Source organism: Rhodospirillales bacterium (assembly GCA_028824295.1).
Taxonomy (GTDB): Bacteria; Pseudomonadota; Alphaproteobacteria; order TMED109; family TMED109; genus VXPW01.
The window spans coordinates 141943-157420 of record JAPPED010000008.1; the positions used below are offsets into that span (position 1 = coordinate 141943).

9 protein-coding genes are annotated in these 15478 nt (G+C 63.5%); 7 read left to right on the top strand and 2 right to left on the bottom strand.

Going from position 1 to position 15478, the window contains the following annotated elements; translation table 11 throughout:
* Window positions 1-287 precede the first annotated feature (287 nt).
* Together OXH60_05160 and OXH60_05165 are read left to right on the top strand one after the other, a co-directional pair.
* Entirely contained in the window at window positions 288-1031 is a 744-nt protein-coding gene (locus OXH60_05160) for an SDR family NAD(P)-dependent oxidoreductase (GenBank protein MDE0711506.1), read from the top strand.
* A gap of 39 nt (window positions 1032-1070) precedes the next feature.
* The gene (locus OXH60_05165) at window positions 1071-1709 is read left to right on the top strand and encodes an NIPSNAP family protein (protein ID MDE0711507.1); all 639 of its coding nucleotides are present in this window, start codon (window positions 1071-1073) and stop codon (window positions 1707-1709) included.
* Window positions 1710-1850: 141 nt separating this feature from the next.
* Here the strand turns inward: OXH60_05165 and OXH60_05170 are convergent, their stop codons facing one another.
* Both OXH60_05170 and topA read right to left on the bottom strand, forming a co-directional pair.
* A complete protein-coding gene (locus OXH60_05170; protein ID MDE0711508.1) occupies window positions 1851-3956 on the bottom strand; it encodes a VacB/RNase II family 3'-5' exoribonuclease in 2106 nt (701 codons plus the stop codon).
* Between the two features lie 22 nt (window positions 3957-3978).
* Window positions 3979-6546, bottom strand: coding sequence for a type I DNA topoisomerase (gene topA, locus OXH60_05175; protein MDE0711509.1), 2568 nt, complete (start codon window positions 6544-6546; stop codon window positions 3979-3981).
* A gap of 448 nt (window positions 6547-6994) precedes the next feature.
* Here topA and OXH60_05180 point away from each other — a divergent pair, with 448 nt between their 5' ends.
* From OXH60_05180 to OXH60_05200, 5 genes are all read left to right on the top strand, one after another.
* Window positions 6995-9334 carry an MMPL family transporter gene (locus OXH60_05180; GenBank protein ID MDE0711510.1) on the top strand — a complete coding sequence of 780 codons (2340 nt, stop codon included), beginning with the start codon at window positions 6995-6997 and terminating at the stop codon, window positions 9332-9334.
* Between the two features lie 151 nt (window positions 9335-9485).
* Window positions 9486-10037: a hypothetical protein gene (locus OXH60_05185; protein MDE0711511.1), complete on the top strand. Its 552-nt coding sequence runs from the start codon at window positions 9486-9488 to the stop codon at window positions 10035-10037.
* A gap of 1 nt (window position 10038) precedes the next feature.
* Complete coding sequence (locus OXH60_05190; protein ID MDE0711512.1) at window positions 10039-12249, top strand: cysteine peptidase family C39 domain-containing protein; 2211 nt, start codon at window positions 10039-10041, stop codon at window positions 12247-12249.
* 8 nt (window positions 12250-12257) lie between these two features.
* Window positions 12258-15194, top strand: coding sequence for an ATP-binding cassette domain-containing protein (locus OXH60_05195; GenBank protein ID MDE0711513.1), 2937 nt, complete (start codon window positions 12258-12260; stop codon window positions 15192-15194).
* Window positions 15195-15284: 90 nt separating this feature from the next.
* A partial coding sequence (locus OXH60_05200) for a nitrile hydratase (GenBank protein ID MDE0711514.1) occupies window positions 15285-15478 on the top strand: 194 nt, incomplete at its 3' end.

Genomic DNA, 15478 nt, shown 5'->3' on the forward strand with positions numbered 1-15478 from the left:
TGCCTGCTGTGTCAATTGCGGGGCAGGCGTCGGCAGCGTAGACGCTGGACGCGACCTGCGAGCAGGCTCGACGCTTTCACGCCCGCAAGGCTGGCTAGAGATCGCCTTTGACCCTCCGGCCTACGGTGGAGGATTCGCAGCAGGCGACAAGCGGCGCGCCGGCGGGAACTCGTCGTCGACCGCTGGCATCTTGGCGTGATGCCGCTGCAGAACAGCGGGTTTGGACATGGTTATGCTCAACGGCCGCCTTCCGCGGTGTACTCCGGTGATTGCAAGGAGATCCCGACATGACTTCAGCTTCGGCCACGAAGGTGGCGGTGGTGCTAGGCGTGGGCGCAGCGAGGGGAACAGGGGCAGCCGTAGCCCGCCGCATCGCCCGCGAAGGCGAGCATCGGGTTGTGATCGGCGGCCGCACGACGGAGCGCCTGGACGCGTTCGTCCGGGAAGCCGAGCCGCACGGCGAGCTGCTGACGGCCGTGACGACCGATGTCACCGACCCTGCCTCCATTCGGGCCGCGTTCGACACCGCTGAAGCGCTGGGACCCGTCGATTTCGTTGTCTACAACGCCGGGCCGAACCGCATGATTCCGTTTCTCGACCTCGACGTCGCGACCGTCGAGGAATTCTGGCGAGTCAGCTGTCTCGGCGGTTTCGTTACCTTGCAGGAGGGAATCCGGCGCATGCTGCCGCGACAGAGCGGCACCATCATTTGTACCGGTGCGACCGGATCTTGGCGGGGCGGCGCCCGGTTCGGACATTTCGGTGCCGCGAAGTCGGGCCTGCGCATGTTCGTTCAGGCGGCCGCCCGTGAGTTCGGACCGCAGGGTCTGCACATTGCGCATGTCGTGATCGACGGCAGCATTGACGGGGAACGAATTCGAACCGTCGCACCCGATCGCGTGAAGGCTAAGGGAGAGGACGGTCTTCTCGCCATCGACGGGATCGCCGACATGTACTGGCACATCTACCGCCAGCCCCGGTCGACCTGGACGCTGGAAGTCGATCTCCGTCCGTTCAAAGAGCCCTTTTAGCCGCGGCCCTGTCCGCACCCCATCCTGGAGACCACCCTGATGATTCATGAACTCAGAATGTACACGTGCCGCCCGGGGACGGCCCCTAAGGTTATCGAGGCCAGCGGGACCGTCGGTCAGCGCATCCGAAACGGCGACACGTACGGTCGGCTGGAGGGGCACTTCGGAAGTGAGATCGGTGGCCTCAATCAGTACGTGCATTTGTGGAGCTATGCGGACGTCGGCGAACTGGTCCGCCTCCGTGGCGAGTTGGGGCAGTTGGAGGCTTGGCGAACTGAGTTCGTGCCCTTGGTTGCACCGCACATCCTTACCCAGACGGTACGGGTGCTGCGCCCGGCGCGGGACCTCCGTACCCCCGATACGGACGGCAACATCTACGAACTCCGGGTGTATCGGCTGAAGCCCGGTCGCGCTGCGTCCTGGGCCGAACGCATGTTGGCGGCCTTTCCGGCCCGCGAGAAGTACTCGATGAACGTGGGTCTCTGGACGACGGTGTTCCCGGACCCCAACGAGGTCATTCACCTTTGGGCGTACTCGAGTTTCGAGGAACGTGCCAAGGCGCGCGCCGGTTCCCAGGCTGATCCCGAGTGGAAGGCGTTCCTGGCTGAGGCCGTGCCGGACATCGAGGACATGACCTCCACCATTCTGCTTCCTTCAGCGTATTCGCCTCGGAAGTAGGTTCATCCGAGCGGCCCCGGGCCGTTCCCGGCCGCTCGGCAGGTCGGGCGGCCGGGTTGGCTGCCGGGCCAAAGGCCCTGTTCGCGTGCCGGAACCGAGCTGCACGGGCGGTTGGCGCCGGACCCGTGCGGTGCCCGGCAGTCAGAGCGAACTGGATTCGCGCACGCGATGGAAGGCGACGCGCCCCCGTATCGGATCGGCATCCGCAAGACGCACCGTGATCGCGTCGCCCGGCCGGAACGTTTCTCCGGTGCGTTCGCTGCTGATCTGACGGGCCCGGGCATCGAAGCGGAAGTACCCTTCTCCGAGACCGGACATCGGCAACAATCCCTCGATGCCGTTCTCGTCGAGCCGGACAAATGCTCCGAAGCGCTCGACGCTGACAATCCGGCCGTGCAAGCTCGCCGCCGACATCCGCTGCAGGAACCGGCTGGCGTACCGCTGGCAGGCCTCGCGTTCGGCGGCAACTGCCCGTCGTTCGCATGACGAGAGGTCCCTGCCGAGCGCCCAGAGCTCGTCCTCGCCGGCCGGTGCCTGCCGCTCATGTCCGAGGGTGGCCAGTAGCGACCGGTGCACGGAAAGGTCGCTGTACCGCCGGATCGGCGACGTGAAGTGCGTGTAGCACTGCAGCCCGAGCCCGAAATGACCGACGTTTTCAGGGCTGTACTCAGCCTGGGTTTGCGCCCGCAATACTGCCATGTGAACCGCTTCTTCGTTTTGTGCGCCGCGCGCACCTTCCAGGACATCGTTGAAGCGTCGGGGGTTTGCCCTTCCCGTCATGGTTCGCCATCGCCCGGTGAGGGCACGCAGGTCGTCCTGCAGTGACCGGAGGCTGGTGGAACGGGGCTCCCCGTGGACCCGGTAGAGAAACGGGACCTCATGTCGGGCCAGGTGCCGGGCCACCGCCGTGTTGGCTAGGACCATGAACTCTTCGATCAGGCGATGCGCGTCGAGGTGGCGGACCGCCGCGATGCTGTCGGGCTCTCCGGTGGCCGGGTCGAGCGTAATGCGGTGTTCGGCGGAACTGAGGTCAAGGGCGCCACGTCGGTCCCGGGCCGCGCGAAGAACGCGATAGGCGCCATACAATGCAGCTACGTCCTCACGGTCGATGCCTGAGATCGGCGCATCGTGCCGCGCCGCCTCGTCCACAGCTTCGTAGGTGAGGCGGGCGCGCGAACGAATCAATGCGCGGGTAAATGTCGCCCGTACCAGTTCCCCGCGAGGCCCGACGTCCAGTTCGGCCACGATCGCGCCGCGCTCACGGCGGGGGACCAGCGAGCACCAGCCGTTTGAAAGGCTTGCGGGCAGCATCGGCAAGACGTGCCCCGGAAAGTAGACGGAGTTGCCCCGCATTTGCGCGGCCCGATCGAGGGCGCCCCCTGGGCGCACGTAGTGGGCGACGTCGGCAATGGCCACGTGGATCCGGAACCCGCCTTCGGGTCCGGCCGCCGCCACCACGGCGTCGTCAAAGTCCCTGGCGTCGTCACCGTCGATGGTGACGAACGGCAGCCCGGTCAAATCTGTTCGCCCATGATCCGTGGGGGGGCCGCATGCGGCGGCCTCCTGTTCCGCGTCCGCATCGAAACGGGTTGGGATTTCGTAGCGCGCGGCCACCATTGCCGGGATGCAGCGTGGATCGTCCAGCGGTCCAATTCGTTCGAGGACTTGTGCTTGACCACCCGCTCCGCGCGGACTCGCGCAGTAGACAACGTCGCCGACTCCGACGGTCTCGCTGGCCTGGAATCGATGCGTGGTGTTGGGTTTCGCGGCGCAATTTTCGACTCGAAGACCGCCGCCGAGGTTCGGCACGATGACCCCGACGAACGTCTCTCGACGCACCGGTAGGCGGGCCACGAGTTGGCCCGAACCGGAAGAACCATGCGCCGTATCCAGACGCACCAGTACGCGGTCGCCGACGCTGCTGGCCTGGCGCCCGGCGCGTCGCCGCAGAGCCGCTCGGTCCAAGACGATTTCGGCGGGTCCTGAAGCTGAAGGGATGCTTGGTTTCGCGACGAGATCGCCGTCGCGGGTCACCCTGATCAGTTCCGCGACCACCACGCGCGGGTCGGAATGAGGGGCGGCTGCTGTCTGCTCACGGCGAGACCGGCGAAGGATCTCCTTCAGCAGCCGGCGCCCGCCCGCGTCGCGGACATCAAACGCGCGGGCCAGCTCGCGCAGGTTCGCTCGATCGGGATGGGCGCGAATCCATGCCCGGAGCGCTTCTTCCGAGGGTCCGTCGCCACTCACGAACCGGTGGACGGGTGCGCGATCACGACTTCCGGGTGGTGCGGCGTTTGCGGGCCGGGGTCTTCTTGGCGGCCTTGCGTTGGGCCCTGGCCGCAAGCAGCGCGACCGCCTGTTCCATGGTCACGTCGCCCTTGGAGATCTCCTTCGGCAGCGAAGCATTCAGGCTCCCGTGTTTCACGTACGGACCAAAGCGGCCGTCGTGCACGGTGATGTCCTTGCCGTCGGTCGGATGCGGTCCCAGTACCGTGCCGGGCGACGATCGAGGACCTCCCTTGTGCTGCGCCAGCAAGTCCATCGCGCGGTTCATGCCGATCGTGAGAACGCTTTCGCCCGCGGGAATGGAACGGTAGTCTTTTTCGTGCTTGACGTAGGGCCCGTAGCGTCCAATCCCCGCCTGGACGGGCTTCCCCGATTCCGGATGCAGGCCGATGTCGCGCGGCAGCGCCAGCAGTTGCAGCGCACACTCCAAGTCCACGCTGCCGGGTGCGATGTCGGCCGGAAGCGAGACGCGTTTCGGTTTCTGGTGCTTCCCGGCCTCGTCGCCGAGTTGGACGTAGGGTCCGAACCGTCCCGTTCGAAGGGTCACCAGCTGGTCCTGAAATTCCCCGAGCGCTACGGGCTCGCCGTTCTGCTGGTCTTCGTCAAGCCCAAAGTTCCGCGTGTACTTGCATTCCGGGTAGTTGGAGCAGCCGAAGAACGCACCGAATTTGCCGATGCGCAGCCCCAGCCTTCCCTCGCCGCACGTCGGGCAAAGACGCGGGTCTCGTCCGCTGTCGTCGGGTGGAAACACGGCAGGACCGAGGATGGCGTCGAGGTGGTCGATCACCGAGCGCAGGCGGATCTCGGCGACGTCGTCGACGTTCTCCTTGAAACTGCTCCAAAAGTCCTTGAGGACTTCCTTCCAGTCGACCTGGCCGCGAGAAATGTCGTCGAGTCGCTGCTCGAGGTTGGCGGTGAAGTCGTACTCCACGTAGCGCTCGAAAAAGCATTCGAGAAACGTGGTCACGATTCGGCCGCGAGACTCGGGCACGAACCGCTTGCGTTCCAACCGCACATATTCGCGGTCCTGCAGCACGGAAATGATCGCGACGTACGTAGACGGACGCCCTACGCCCAACTCTTCCAGTCGCCGCACCAGCGACGCCTCGGTGAAGCGCGGCGGCGGGACGGTGAAATGCTGCTTGGGTTCAGCCGCACGGGATCCCAGCGGCTCGTGCTGCTCAAGTGCAGGCAATCGTCGAGCGTCCTCGTTCTCCGCGTCTTCCTCTTTTTCAGGCTGATCGCGGCCTTCGCTGTAGAGGCGCTGGAAACCGTCGAAGACGACCGTCGATCCCGTGGCGCGAAGACCGACGTCGCCGTCACTGTTTTGCAGGTCGGCGGTGGTCTGGTCGATTGCCGCCTTCTCCATCTGGCTGGCGACGGTGCGATTCCAGATCAAACGGTAGAGCTTGGCCTGATCGGACGTGAGCTGTCTGGCGAGCACCGCTGGGCTGCGGGCAACGTCGGTCGGTCGGATGGCTTCATGCGCCTCCTGCACGTTGCGGGCCCGGCTCCGGTAACTGCGGGGCGCACCCGGTCTGTACCGCTCACCGAATTCCCGGGCGATGGTCGCTCGGATTGCCGAGATTGCCGTCGGGGCAAGGTTCACGGAGTCGGTCCGCATGTAGGTGATGAGACCGGCGCTTGCCCCGTCGATCGCCACTCCTTCGTAGAGGGTCTGGGCCGTGCGCATCGTATGGGCCGCGGAAAAACCAAGCTTGCGCGAGGCTTCCTGCTGGAGAGTCGACGTCGTGAAGGGGGCGGAAGGGGAGCGCAGAACCCGTTTCTTCTTGACGGTTGAGACCGTGAAGGAACTCGCGTCCACCCGTTCGGCTGCATTCCTGGCAGCGGCTTCGTCGGGAAGGCCGAACTTGCCGAGCGCCTTCCCATCCAGACTCACCAGCCGTGCCGTAAACGCTGCGCCGCTGCGATTGGTCAGGGCGACTTCCAGCGTCCAGTACTCGCGCGGAACAAACGCCTCGATCTCCGATTCGCGTTCACAAATCAGTCTAAGGGCGACCGACTGAACGCGGCCGGCCGAGCGGGCACCGGGCAGCTTTCGCCACAGGATCGGCGAGAGCGTGAATCCCACGAGATGGTCAAGTGCCCGGCGGGCCTGTTGCGCCTCCACCAGGTCCATGTTGATCGCACCCGGCGCCTGGAAGGCATCGAGAATGGCTTCGCGGGTGACCTCATTGAACGTGACCCGATAGGAGGTGAAGTCGCGCGGCTTCTTGCCTCGTCGCTCCCGCAGCGCGGTCAGCACGTGCCAGGCGATGGCTTCGCCCTCGCGGTCCGGGTCCGTGGCCAGGAACAGGATGCCGTCGGTGCCAAGGTCACTGGCGATGCTGCTGAGGTGCTTGCGGCTGTCGTTCGGTATCTCGTAGTGCATGCTGAAGTCGTCATCAGGCTGGACGGCACCGTCCTTGGCCACGAGATCTCTCACATGTCCGTAGCTTGCATGCACTTTGTAGTCCGGTCCCAGATACCTGCCGATCGTTCGCGCCTTGGCAGGCGACTCCACAACTACGACGTTGGGGGCTTTAGGCATGGGCGAGGACAACGTGGGCGGGCAGACGCACCGATCCGGATCGGTTCCGGAGGTACGAGTGGGAGAAGTGGGGCCGAAAAATGGAGAGCGTCTTGATGAATGTCAAAGGGGGTGTCCACGGGTGCCGCGAATCGGGCCCCGCCCCATCTTGCCCGGTCGTAGCGGTTCCACCCGCTAGAGAACCTGCGCAAAGCCGTTGACATCGTGTCCCAGCGGACCATACCTTGCCCGGAGTTGACCTCCAGTCTGTATGGCTGCAGATGATGGATGCCTTGATCAACGCTGATTCCGACTCGGCGGGTTCGGTGCACGCGATGTGAGTTGAACGGCTTTCAACGTAGACGGGTCCAGCGCCGCGGGTTGGCCACTTCGCTACCGGGCTTCGTATTCAATGACGCCTGGCGCACCGCCCGCCCCCTAATCGTTCGCAAACGGTGACTCCAATTCCGTGGACAAGCAAGGCGTAGCAAGAGGACCATTCGCGAAGCGATTTGCCGAACGGGTGCTTGCGGCCCGCTGGCTTGTCATCGCGGCCACCCTGGTGTCGGTCGCGGTCGCGTCCGGCGGCATCGCCTTGCTTGAATTCTCCGCCAATTACCGCATCTTCTTCGACGAGGACAATCCGCAGCTGCTGGCGCTGGAGGCGCTGGAGAATACGTACGGTAAGAACGAGAACGTCGCCTTTCTGGTAGTTCCGGACGATGGCGACGCCACCTCGGAAAGCGCACTCTCGGCCGCCGCGTGGCTCACGGATGCCGCCTGGCTGACGCCGTACTCGAGGCGCGTCGACTCGCTCGCCAACTTTCAATACACCACTGCCGATGGCGACGACTTGTATGTGCGGGACCTCGTTGACCCGCAGGACCTGAACCGTGCGGAAACGCGCGAACGAATTCGTGCAGTCGCGTTGTCCGACCCGCGAATCGCAGGCAGCATTCTGGCGCTGAACGGTGACGTGAGCGTTGTGAACGTCACGATCGAGCTTCCGGAGGATGGTCTGCTGGAGGCCGTCGCCGAAGTCGCTGAGTTCGCTAGGTCGGTCGCCGCCGAGGCAGAAGAACGCTTTCCCGGCATAGACCTGCGCGTCGTCGGCACGGTCATGATCAACCAGACGTTCGTGGAAGCTTCCATCAGCAGCCAGATGATGTTCCTGCCTGCAAGTCTCCTGCTCATGGCCTTGGTCCTTGGCGTCCTCACGCGTGGCTGGCCGGGGGTGGTGGCAACCGGCGCGGTCATCGTCTTTTCGATTCTCTCTTCATTGGGTCTAGGCGTGTGGGTTGGTCTGCCCTTTTCTCCGCCCATCTCGCCGGCGCCGACCATCGTCCTGATGATCGTCGTGGCGAACTGTGTGCACCTGCTCGTGGCTTTGCAGCAGCGATTGCGCGCTGGGGACTCCAGGCACGATGCCATCGTCGAATCGATCCGGCTCAACCTGCATCCGGTGTTTCTGGCAAGCCTCACGACGGCGCTTGGCTTTCTGAGCATGAATTTTTCCGAAGTGCCGCCCTACCGGCACCTCGGCAACTTCGTCGCTTTCGGCATCGTCGCGTCTTTCATTCTCTCCGTGACGTTCCTGCCGGCCCTGCTGTCGCTGCTTCCGATTCGCGCCGCGAAGGATCGAAGGCTCCCGGGACCCACGATGAACCGGCTGGCGGATTTTGTGCTGCGGTACCGAAAGGCCATCATTTGGGGCTGGCTGCTGATCGTGCCCATGTTGATCCTCGCGATTCCGCGCAACGAGCTAAATGATGTCCTGGTGCACTTCTTTGATGAGAGCGTAGAGTTTCGCCAAGACACGGACTTCATGGACGAGCGGCTCAGCGGCAACACCCTACTCGAATACTCGCTGGAAGCCTCGTCCGAGGGCGGTGTCACCGACCCCCTGTTTCTCGCCGAGGTTGCTGACTTCGCCGCCTGGTACCGAGAGCAGGCTCCCGTGCGGCACGTGGCGACCATTACCGACACCTTTCGGCAGCTCAACAAGAGCATGCACGGCGACGATCCTGCCGCCTACCGGATCCCGGAGAGCCAGGAGCTGGCCGCGCAATACCTGCTGCTGTACGAACTCTCGCTCCCGCAGGGCTTGGACCTGAACAACCAGATCGACCGATCTCGGTCAGCGACGCGCGTGACGATATCGGCGGAGACGCTTTATTCCCAAGATGTGCTCGATCTGAACGCCCGTGCGGAGGCTTGGCTAGAGGACAACGCGGAGCACGTGGCTGGCGTCAACAGCACCGGCCCCGCCGCGCTCTTTGCCTATATCGGGCAGCGCAACATACGCGCCATGCTGATCGGGACCGTGGTCGTGCTTCTTGCCATTTCCGCGATTCTCCTCGTTGCATTGCGGTCGCTGCGGCTGGGGTTGATTAGCATCGTTCCCAACGTGATCCCTGCCGTACTGGGATTTGGCGTCTGGGGTTTGACGGTCGGACAGGTGGGCCTCTCGCTATCGGTTGTGGTGGCCATGACCGTGGGCATCGTCGTGGACGATACGGTGCACTTCCTCAGCAAGTACCGCCGTGCGCGGCGTGAATACGGCCAGGGACCCGATGAAGCGGTGCGTTACGCCTTCGACACTGCCGGTCGGGCGCTCATGACGACGACGGTCGTGCTGGTGGCCGGTTTTCTGATATTCGTGTTTTCTCCATTTGTCCCCACGGCCCAGGTCGGTATCCTGACCGCGATGATCATCGGTTTTGCGCTCATCGCTGACCTGTCGCTGCTCCCGGCGCTGTTGACGACGGTGGACCGGAATGTCTCGGAGAACGGCGCGTCACGATCGTAGCCCGCTGTCTTCTTCAGATTGAATACGGGAATGTCAGGCCTTCTGAGCCGGCCCCGCTGCGGGATTGCGTATAATCTTTTAGCGCTTTAACCCAACGGAATGAGATATTCTTTGTCCTTGCGTGATCTTTGTGAGGTGGCTACGCACGGCCGTGTTCAGTAATCCGTTTGACTCGTTTCACAATACCGTTGCCGAAGCCAAAGAAGAGCGTGAACAGCTCGACCGGCTGCTGACCGTCTCCACACCGCGGGAGCGGCTCCTTGTTGCCGCTATCGCCCTGTTCCTGCTGCTCCTCGCGGCATGGCTCTACTTTGGCAGCGTACCCCGCAGCCTTGCGGTGGACGGCGTGATGGTCGGGGCTGGTCAGGAGTCGCCGGAGGGCATCCGGTCGGTCCAGGCGCTTGTGTGGGTGGAAAGCGACATCGCGCCGACCATCAAGCCTGGCATGCCGGCGGCAATAGAACTGGTCCGCAAGAGTGGAGAAGCAGGCATCCTTGACGGAGAGGTTGCGGCAATCACCGCCGTGCCTGCGTTCGAGCAGCTCCCGGCGCTGCAGGTTGTGGCGCCGGTATCCGTGCACCGCATCGAGATCACGCTCGATGAAGGTCTGGATCTTGCCCCCTCGGCGGAAGTCGAATGCCGGATCGTCGTCGAACTCGGCAAGCAGTCTCCCATCGCGCTCTTCGGAACGGAACGGCCATAAGATGCCGCAGCGCGCCTCCAAAGGGGCAAGCGACAGGGCCGGATCGGAGGCGTTGAAACAACGGGTCACCACGCCAATCCTGCTGCAAATGCACGCGTCGGAATGTGGTGCCGCGTGCCTCGGCAGCATTCTGGCCTACTTCGGGCGGCGGGTACCGCTTACGGAATTGCGCGAGAAGTGCGAGGTGAGCCGAGACGGCAGCAGTGCCGCGAGCATCGTGCGCGCCTCGAGGCACTACGGTCTTGAATGCAATGGACTAAGTGTACGAGCCGAGCAACTGACCAAGCTGCCGTTACCACTGATCCTGTTCTGGCAGTTCAGTCATTTCATCATCCTCGAAGGATTCGATGGCCGCTACTATTATCTCAACGACCCGTCCACCGGGCGACGCCGGCTTTCCACCGAAGAGTTCACCAAGGGCTACAGCGGAATCGCGTTGCGCTTCAAGCGTGGCGCCGATTTCCGACCCGGAGGCGAATGGCCTGGCTTGTTCAGGCAATTGGGCGCCTTGCTCGCCGGATCATGGCGAGCACTGATCGGGGTAGCTTCCTGCGCGCTCATGTTGACGGTGCTGGCGCTCGTTGTTCCCGTAGCTCTCGGTGCCTTTGTGGACGATGTCCTGGAAACACGAGGGGCTTGGGGCGGATTGGTGGCGGCCTTGCTGGGCGGCGGTGCCCTGGTCTACGTCCTGTCCCTGCTGAAGCACCGGTTCCTGAGGCGGCTTGCGGTAAGAATTTCGGTGGTCGGCTACAGCCGGGGAGTGTCGCGGCTGCTGCGGTTGCCGGTGGAGTTCTTTGACCACAGACTGGTCGGCGATCTGACGGACCGGGTTTCGTCCATCGACAGAATTGCGAAGAACCTGACGGACCAGTTTCTTGTCCTCATCGTCGACATCGCGATGAGCGCGGTGCTGCTTATCGCGATGTTGGCCTATGACTTCCTGCTGACTCTGATCGTGCTGTTGCTCGCCATTCTGCACGGGATGTTGGCGCATTTCCTCCAAGCGCTCCGGGCTGTTCGAAGTCAGGCGATGAGGCGTGAACAGGGCTTGCTGATCGGCGTCGGCATGCAAATGTTGAGTCATGCGGACAACCTGCGCACGACGGGATCGGACGATCGATTTTTTTCGCGCTGGAGTGGCCAGCAGGCGCGGGAACTGCATACGCGCCAGCTCTACTCGGAGTTGAGTTCGGTCAACGCTGCGCTTCCGGGCTTGATCGCTGCGCTTCGTAGCGCGGCAGTCCTTGGGGTCGGTGCAAGTCTGGTGATCGCAGGTGAAATGACGCTGGGGACGCTGGTCGGGTTCTACATCTTGGCTGAAATGTTCCTGGCGCCGATCGGGCGCTTCCTGGAGTTCGCCGATAAACGCCAGGCACTGGAAACCGACTTGCAGCGACTGGAAGACATCTCGAAGACCGCGGAAGACCCGGTTTTCAGTCGCCGGGTTCCGGATTCGGAGACGATCCCGACGTTCAACGGTCGGCTCCAACTTGCCGGCGGCTTGGAACTACGAAACGTCACTTTCGGTTACAACAAGAGCCGGCCGCCTCTGATCAAGGATTTCAACCTCGTGATCAAGCCGGGGCAGCGGGTCGCCGTGGTGGGGCCCAGCGGCTCCGGCAAGTCGACCTTGGCGCGTCTGGTTTCGGGTATCTGCCGGCCCTGGTCAGGCGAAATCCTGTTTGATGGCCATCTACGCGATGAGATACCCGAGGAAGTGTTGCGGCGGTCCATTTCCATGGTCGATCAGGATGTCGTGCTGTTTTCAGCGTCCCTTCGCGACAACATCACCTTGTGGAATCCAGCTGTTCCGGATGAGGTCATCATTGCCGCGACGCGAGATGCCGCCATCCACGACGAAATCCTGCTCAGGTCACAGGGCTATTCGACCCTTGTCGAGGAAGGCGGGTTGAATTTCAGCGGCGGCCAGCGGCAGCGGCTGGAAATCGCCCGCGCGTTGGTCGGGAATCCAACCGTGCTCATTCTGGACGAGGCGACCAGTGCCCTCGACGCAGCGACCGAGGAAGATGTCGATGATGCCTTGCGGCGTCGCGGCGTTACCTGCCTGATCGTGGCGCACCGGCTGAGCACCGTACGCGATTGCGACGAGATCATCGTGCTCGACAAGGGTGTCGAAGTGCAGCGCGGCACGCACGATGAGTTGATCGCCGACCGGGACGCCACGTACTACAAGCTGGTCAAGTCCGGCTGACGCGCGACGTGAGGCCGGAGCACACATCGATCGCCGAGCTTGCCGCTCGCTCCGGCACGTCCGTGCCTTGCGCCGGCAACCTGCCGGTGCGACTCGACGATCCGGATAGTGTCTGGTTCATCGATCAGGGCGCCGTCAACCTGTTCCTGGTCGAATTCAAGGACGGAGTGGAGCGGGCCGCACCGCAGCATCTGCTTCGCTGCGAAACGGGCAGGCTGCTGCCGGGTGTCGCTCCGGACGAAGAAGACGAACACGAGAAGGACACGACGCTCAGCCTGATTGCCAAGGGATCGCCAGGTACCCTTCTGAAACGCCTGCCGGCGGCCTTGCTGTCGGAGGTTGATCCAGCAGAACTGGCCAATCAGACCGATACTTGGCTCACTGCCGTAACCGACACCCTTTCACGCTTTGCGAGCCACATTCCGCGTCCGACCGCGCTGGCCGAACCTGGTCTGACTCAGACCCTGGCGCCGTGCACGCTATCCGTCCGGCGCGGCGTGGTTTGGGTTTCCCAACCGTCCCGTGGTGCCAGCCTGTACATGGATATGGTCGACCAGGCTGAACTTGCCAATGGCGGGAGCTCCCATGAGGCGGTGATACCGCTGACGCGGACGAGCTGGCTCACCTTGCTCGACGAGGCGACGCTCGCGGGCAACTCGACAGAAACGCTGGCACAGGAGGGGGTGCTGCTGCCGGCCCTTGCCTCATTTCATGCGGTCGCATTCAGCTTGGAACGCCTCAACCGCCGGCTGGCCGTGGTCGATGACGCGAACCTGGAACGAGAGCGGACCACCAGCCGGCGCACGGCCGAAACGGCGGCCCGGCAGCGCCTCTTCAATATCTACGACCGGCCGACCGATCGGGATGCTGATGTCGAAGACACGGCACTGGGGGATGCCCTGAGGATCATCGGCCGCCATCAGGGAATCGATTTCAGGATCCCAGCGCGCTCCGCACTGTCCGATTCTCCGGTCTGCCTCGTCGACGTCCTCGATGCATCAGGCGTACGGGCCCGGCGCGTGCGATTCGAATCCGGGGGCAGCTGGTGGCGTGGCGACAGCACCGCGCTGCTGGCGTTCCGTGCCAGGGACGGTCAGCCCGTTGCGTTGCTCCCCGGAATGTTTGGGCGCTACCGGGAGATCGACCCGGTCAGTAAGCGCAGTGTCCGTGTGACGGCGGATCGGGCCGACGCGCTCAAGAAGGAAGCCTGGATGTTCTACCGGCCGCTCCCGGCCCGGAACGTGAAACCAGGGGACCTGCTGAGAATTGCCCTGCACGGATCGGCTGGGGATCTGGCGCGGCTGGTGATTGCCGGGCTGCCCGGCGGGCTGATCAAACTGCTGCCGGCGCTCGCGCTTGGATTTGTGGCGAATCACATCGTGGCAGGCGGAAGCGCAGGACTGCTCTACGCCGTGGCCGCGACGCTGGCAGGGTTCGGCCTGCTCGGCGCACTGCTGCACCTTCTTCAAAGCACCGCAATGATGCGGCTGGAGGGACGCTCGGCGTCAAGGGTCGAAGCTGCTTTCTGGGACCGCCTCATGCGACTACCGTCGGGCATTCTGCGCCGCCATCCAGCTGGTGATCTGGCCATGTCGGGAATGACGTTCCAAAGTCTTCGCGACGGGTTGCAGGGGGTCGTTGCGGACAGTCTGCTGTCGGTCGTGTTTCTGCTGCCGGTTTTTGGTGTCATCTTCTTCTACGATTCCGCGCTGGGAATCATCACCCTCGTCTTCAGCCTGGTCTCGCTGCTGGTTGCCGTAGCCCTAGGTCTGCGCCAGATTTCACCGCACGGGCGCATGATCAACGCCGCCCGCCGCGTGGCCGGCCGGCTGTTCCAGATCGTGGGCGGTATCGTCAAACTGCGAGTGGAAAGCGCGGAAGGATCGGCCTACGCCATCTGGGCGCGGGACTATCGCGAGCAGAAGCGCGCCGAACTGGAACTGGGCGCGCTCGAATCGCATTCGCGTGCATTTGCAGCCGCGCTCCCCTTCCTCGCCGGCGGAGTGCTGCTGTTCACGGTGGTCATCGTGAGCGACCGGAACGTCCCGGTCGGCGATTTCCTCGTTGTCTACACCGTCTTCATTGCATTCCAGTCGGCAATCGCCCGGCTCGGCGAGTCGTTCGGCACCGTTGCCGCCATGCTGCCGGCATTCAAGCAGATGCGCCCGTTGCTCGCCGCGGTTTCGGAAACTGACGTCGAGGGAGAACCGGTCAACAAATTGGGCGGCGAAATTCTGTTCGACCGCATTTCGTTCCGATACGAGCCTGATGGTCCGTTGATTCTCGACGATGTAACGATTCACGTCCGGCCCGGCGCGTTTGTCGCGATCGCCGGCGAGTCCGGCGCCGGCAAGAGCACCCTGTTCCGGCTCGCGCTTGGAATTGACAGGCCCACCGCGGGCGCGGTGTATTACGACGGACGTGATCTGCGGCACCTGAACCTGAAACAGGTGCGCCGGAAAATCGGTTCCGTGCCGCAGTCGGTCGGACTGCATCCACAGGATCTTTGGGACAACCTGGTCGGTCACCACGAGGAAGTCGCCACCGAGGAAGTATGGACAGCGGTCCGAATCGCCGGAATCGAAGACGAGATCAAGGGCATGCCCATGGGCATGATGACCATGGTCGGCACCAGCGGGGCGGTGTTGTCGGGTGGCGAGAGTCAGCGCGTCACGATCGCACGCTCGGTGATCGGCAGCCCGCGCATCATGCTGTTTGACGAGGCAACCAACTGGCTGGACAACGAAAGTCAGGCCGAGGTGATGCGCAACCTGACCGCTCTGACCTCGACCCGGGTGGTCATCGCCCACCGCCTGTCCACGCTGGAACAGGCGGATCGCATTTACGTGTTGCAGGCCGGAAAAGTTGTCCAGAGCGGCTCGTTCAGGGGACTCATGGAGACCGACGGGGTCTTCAGAGAGCTGGTCAAGCGGCAGATCGCTTGATTCGATCCCGCAGACCGGCCGGGAGGGCTGTATCAGACTCGTGAACGCGCATTCGACACTCCCTTGGATCCGGGACCGTGGGACAAATCAATGAAGAATCCCGTTGACGCGGCAGAATTCCTTGTCTCAAGAGCCGGCGAAGACAGCGACTTTCGCGAACGTCTCCTGGCGAAACCGAAAGCAACCATCGAGCAGGAATTCGGCTTAACGCTGGCCGAAGGCCATGTGATTCGTGTGCACGAAGAAACGGATGCTACGACGCACGTGGTACTGCCGCCGCGTAG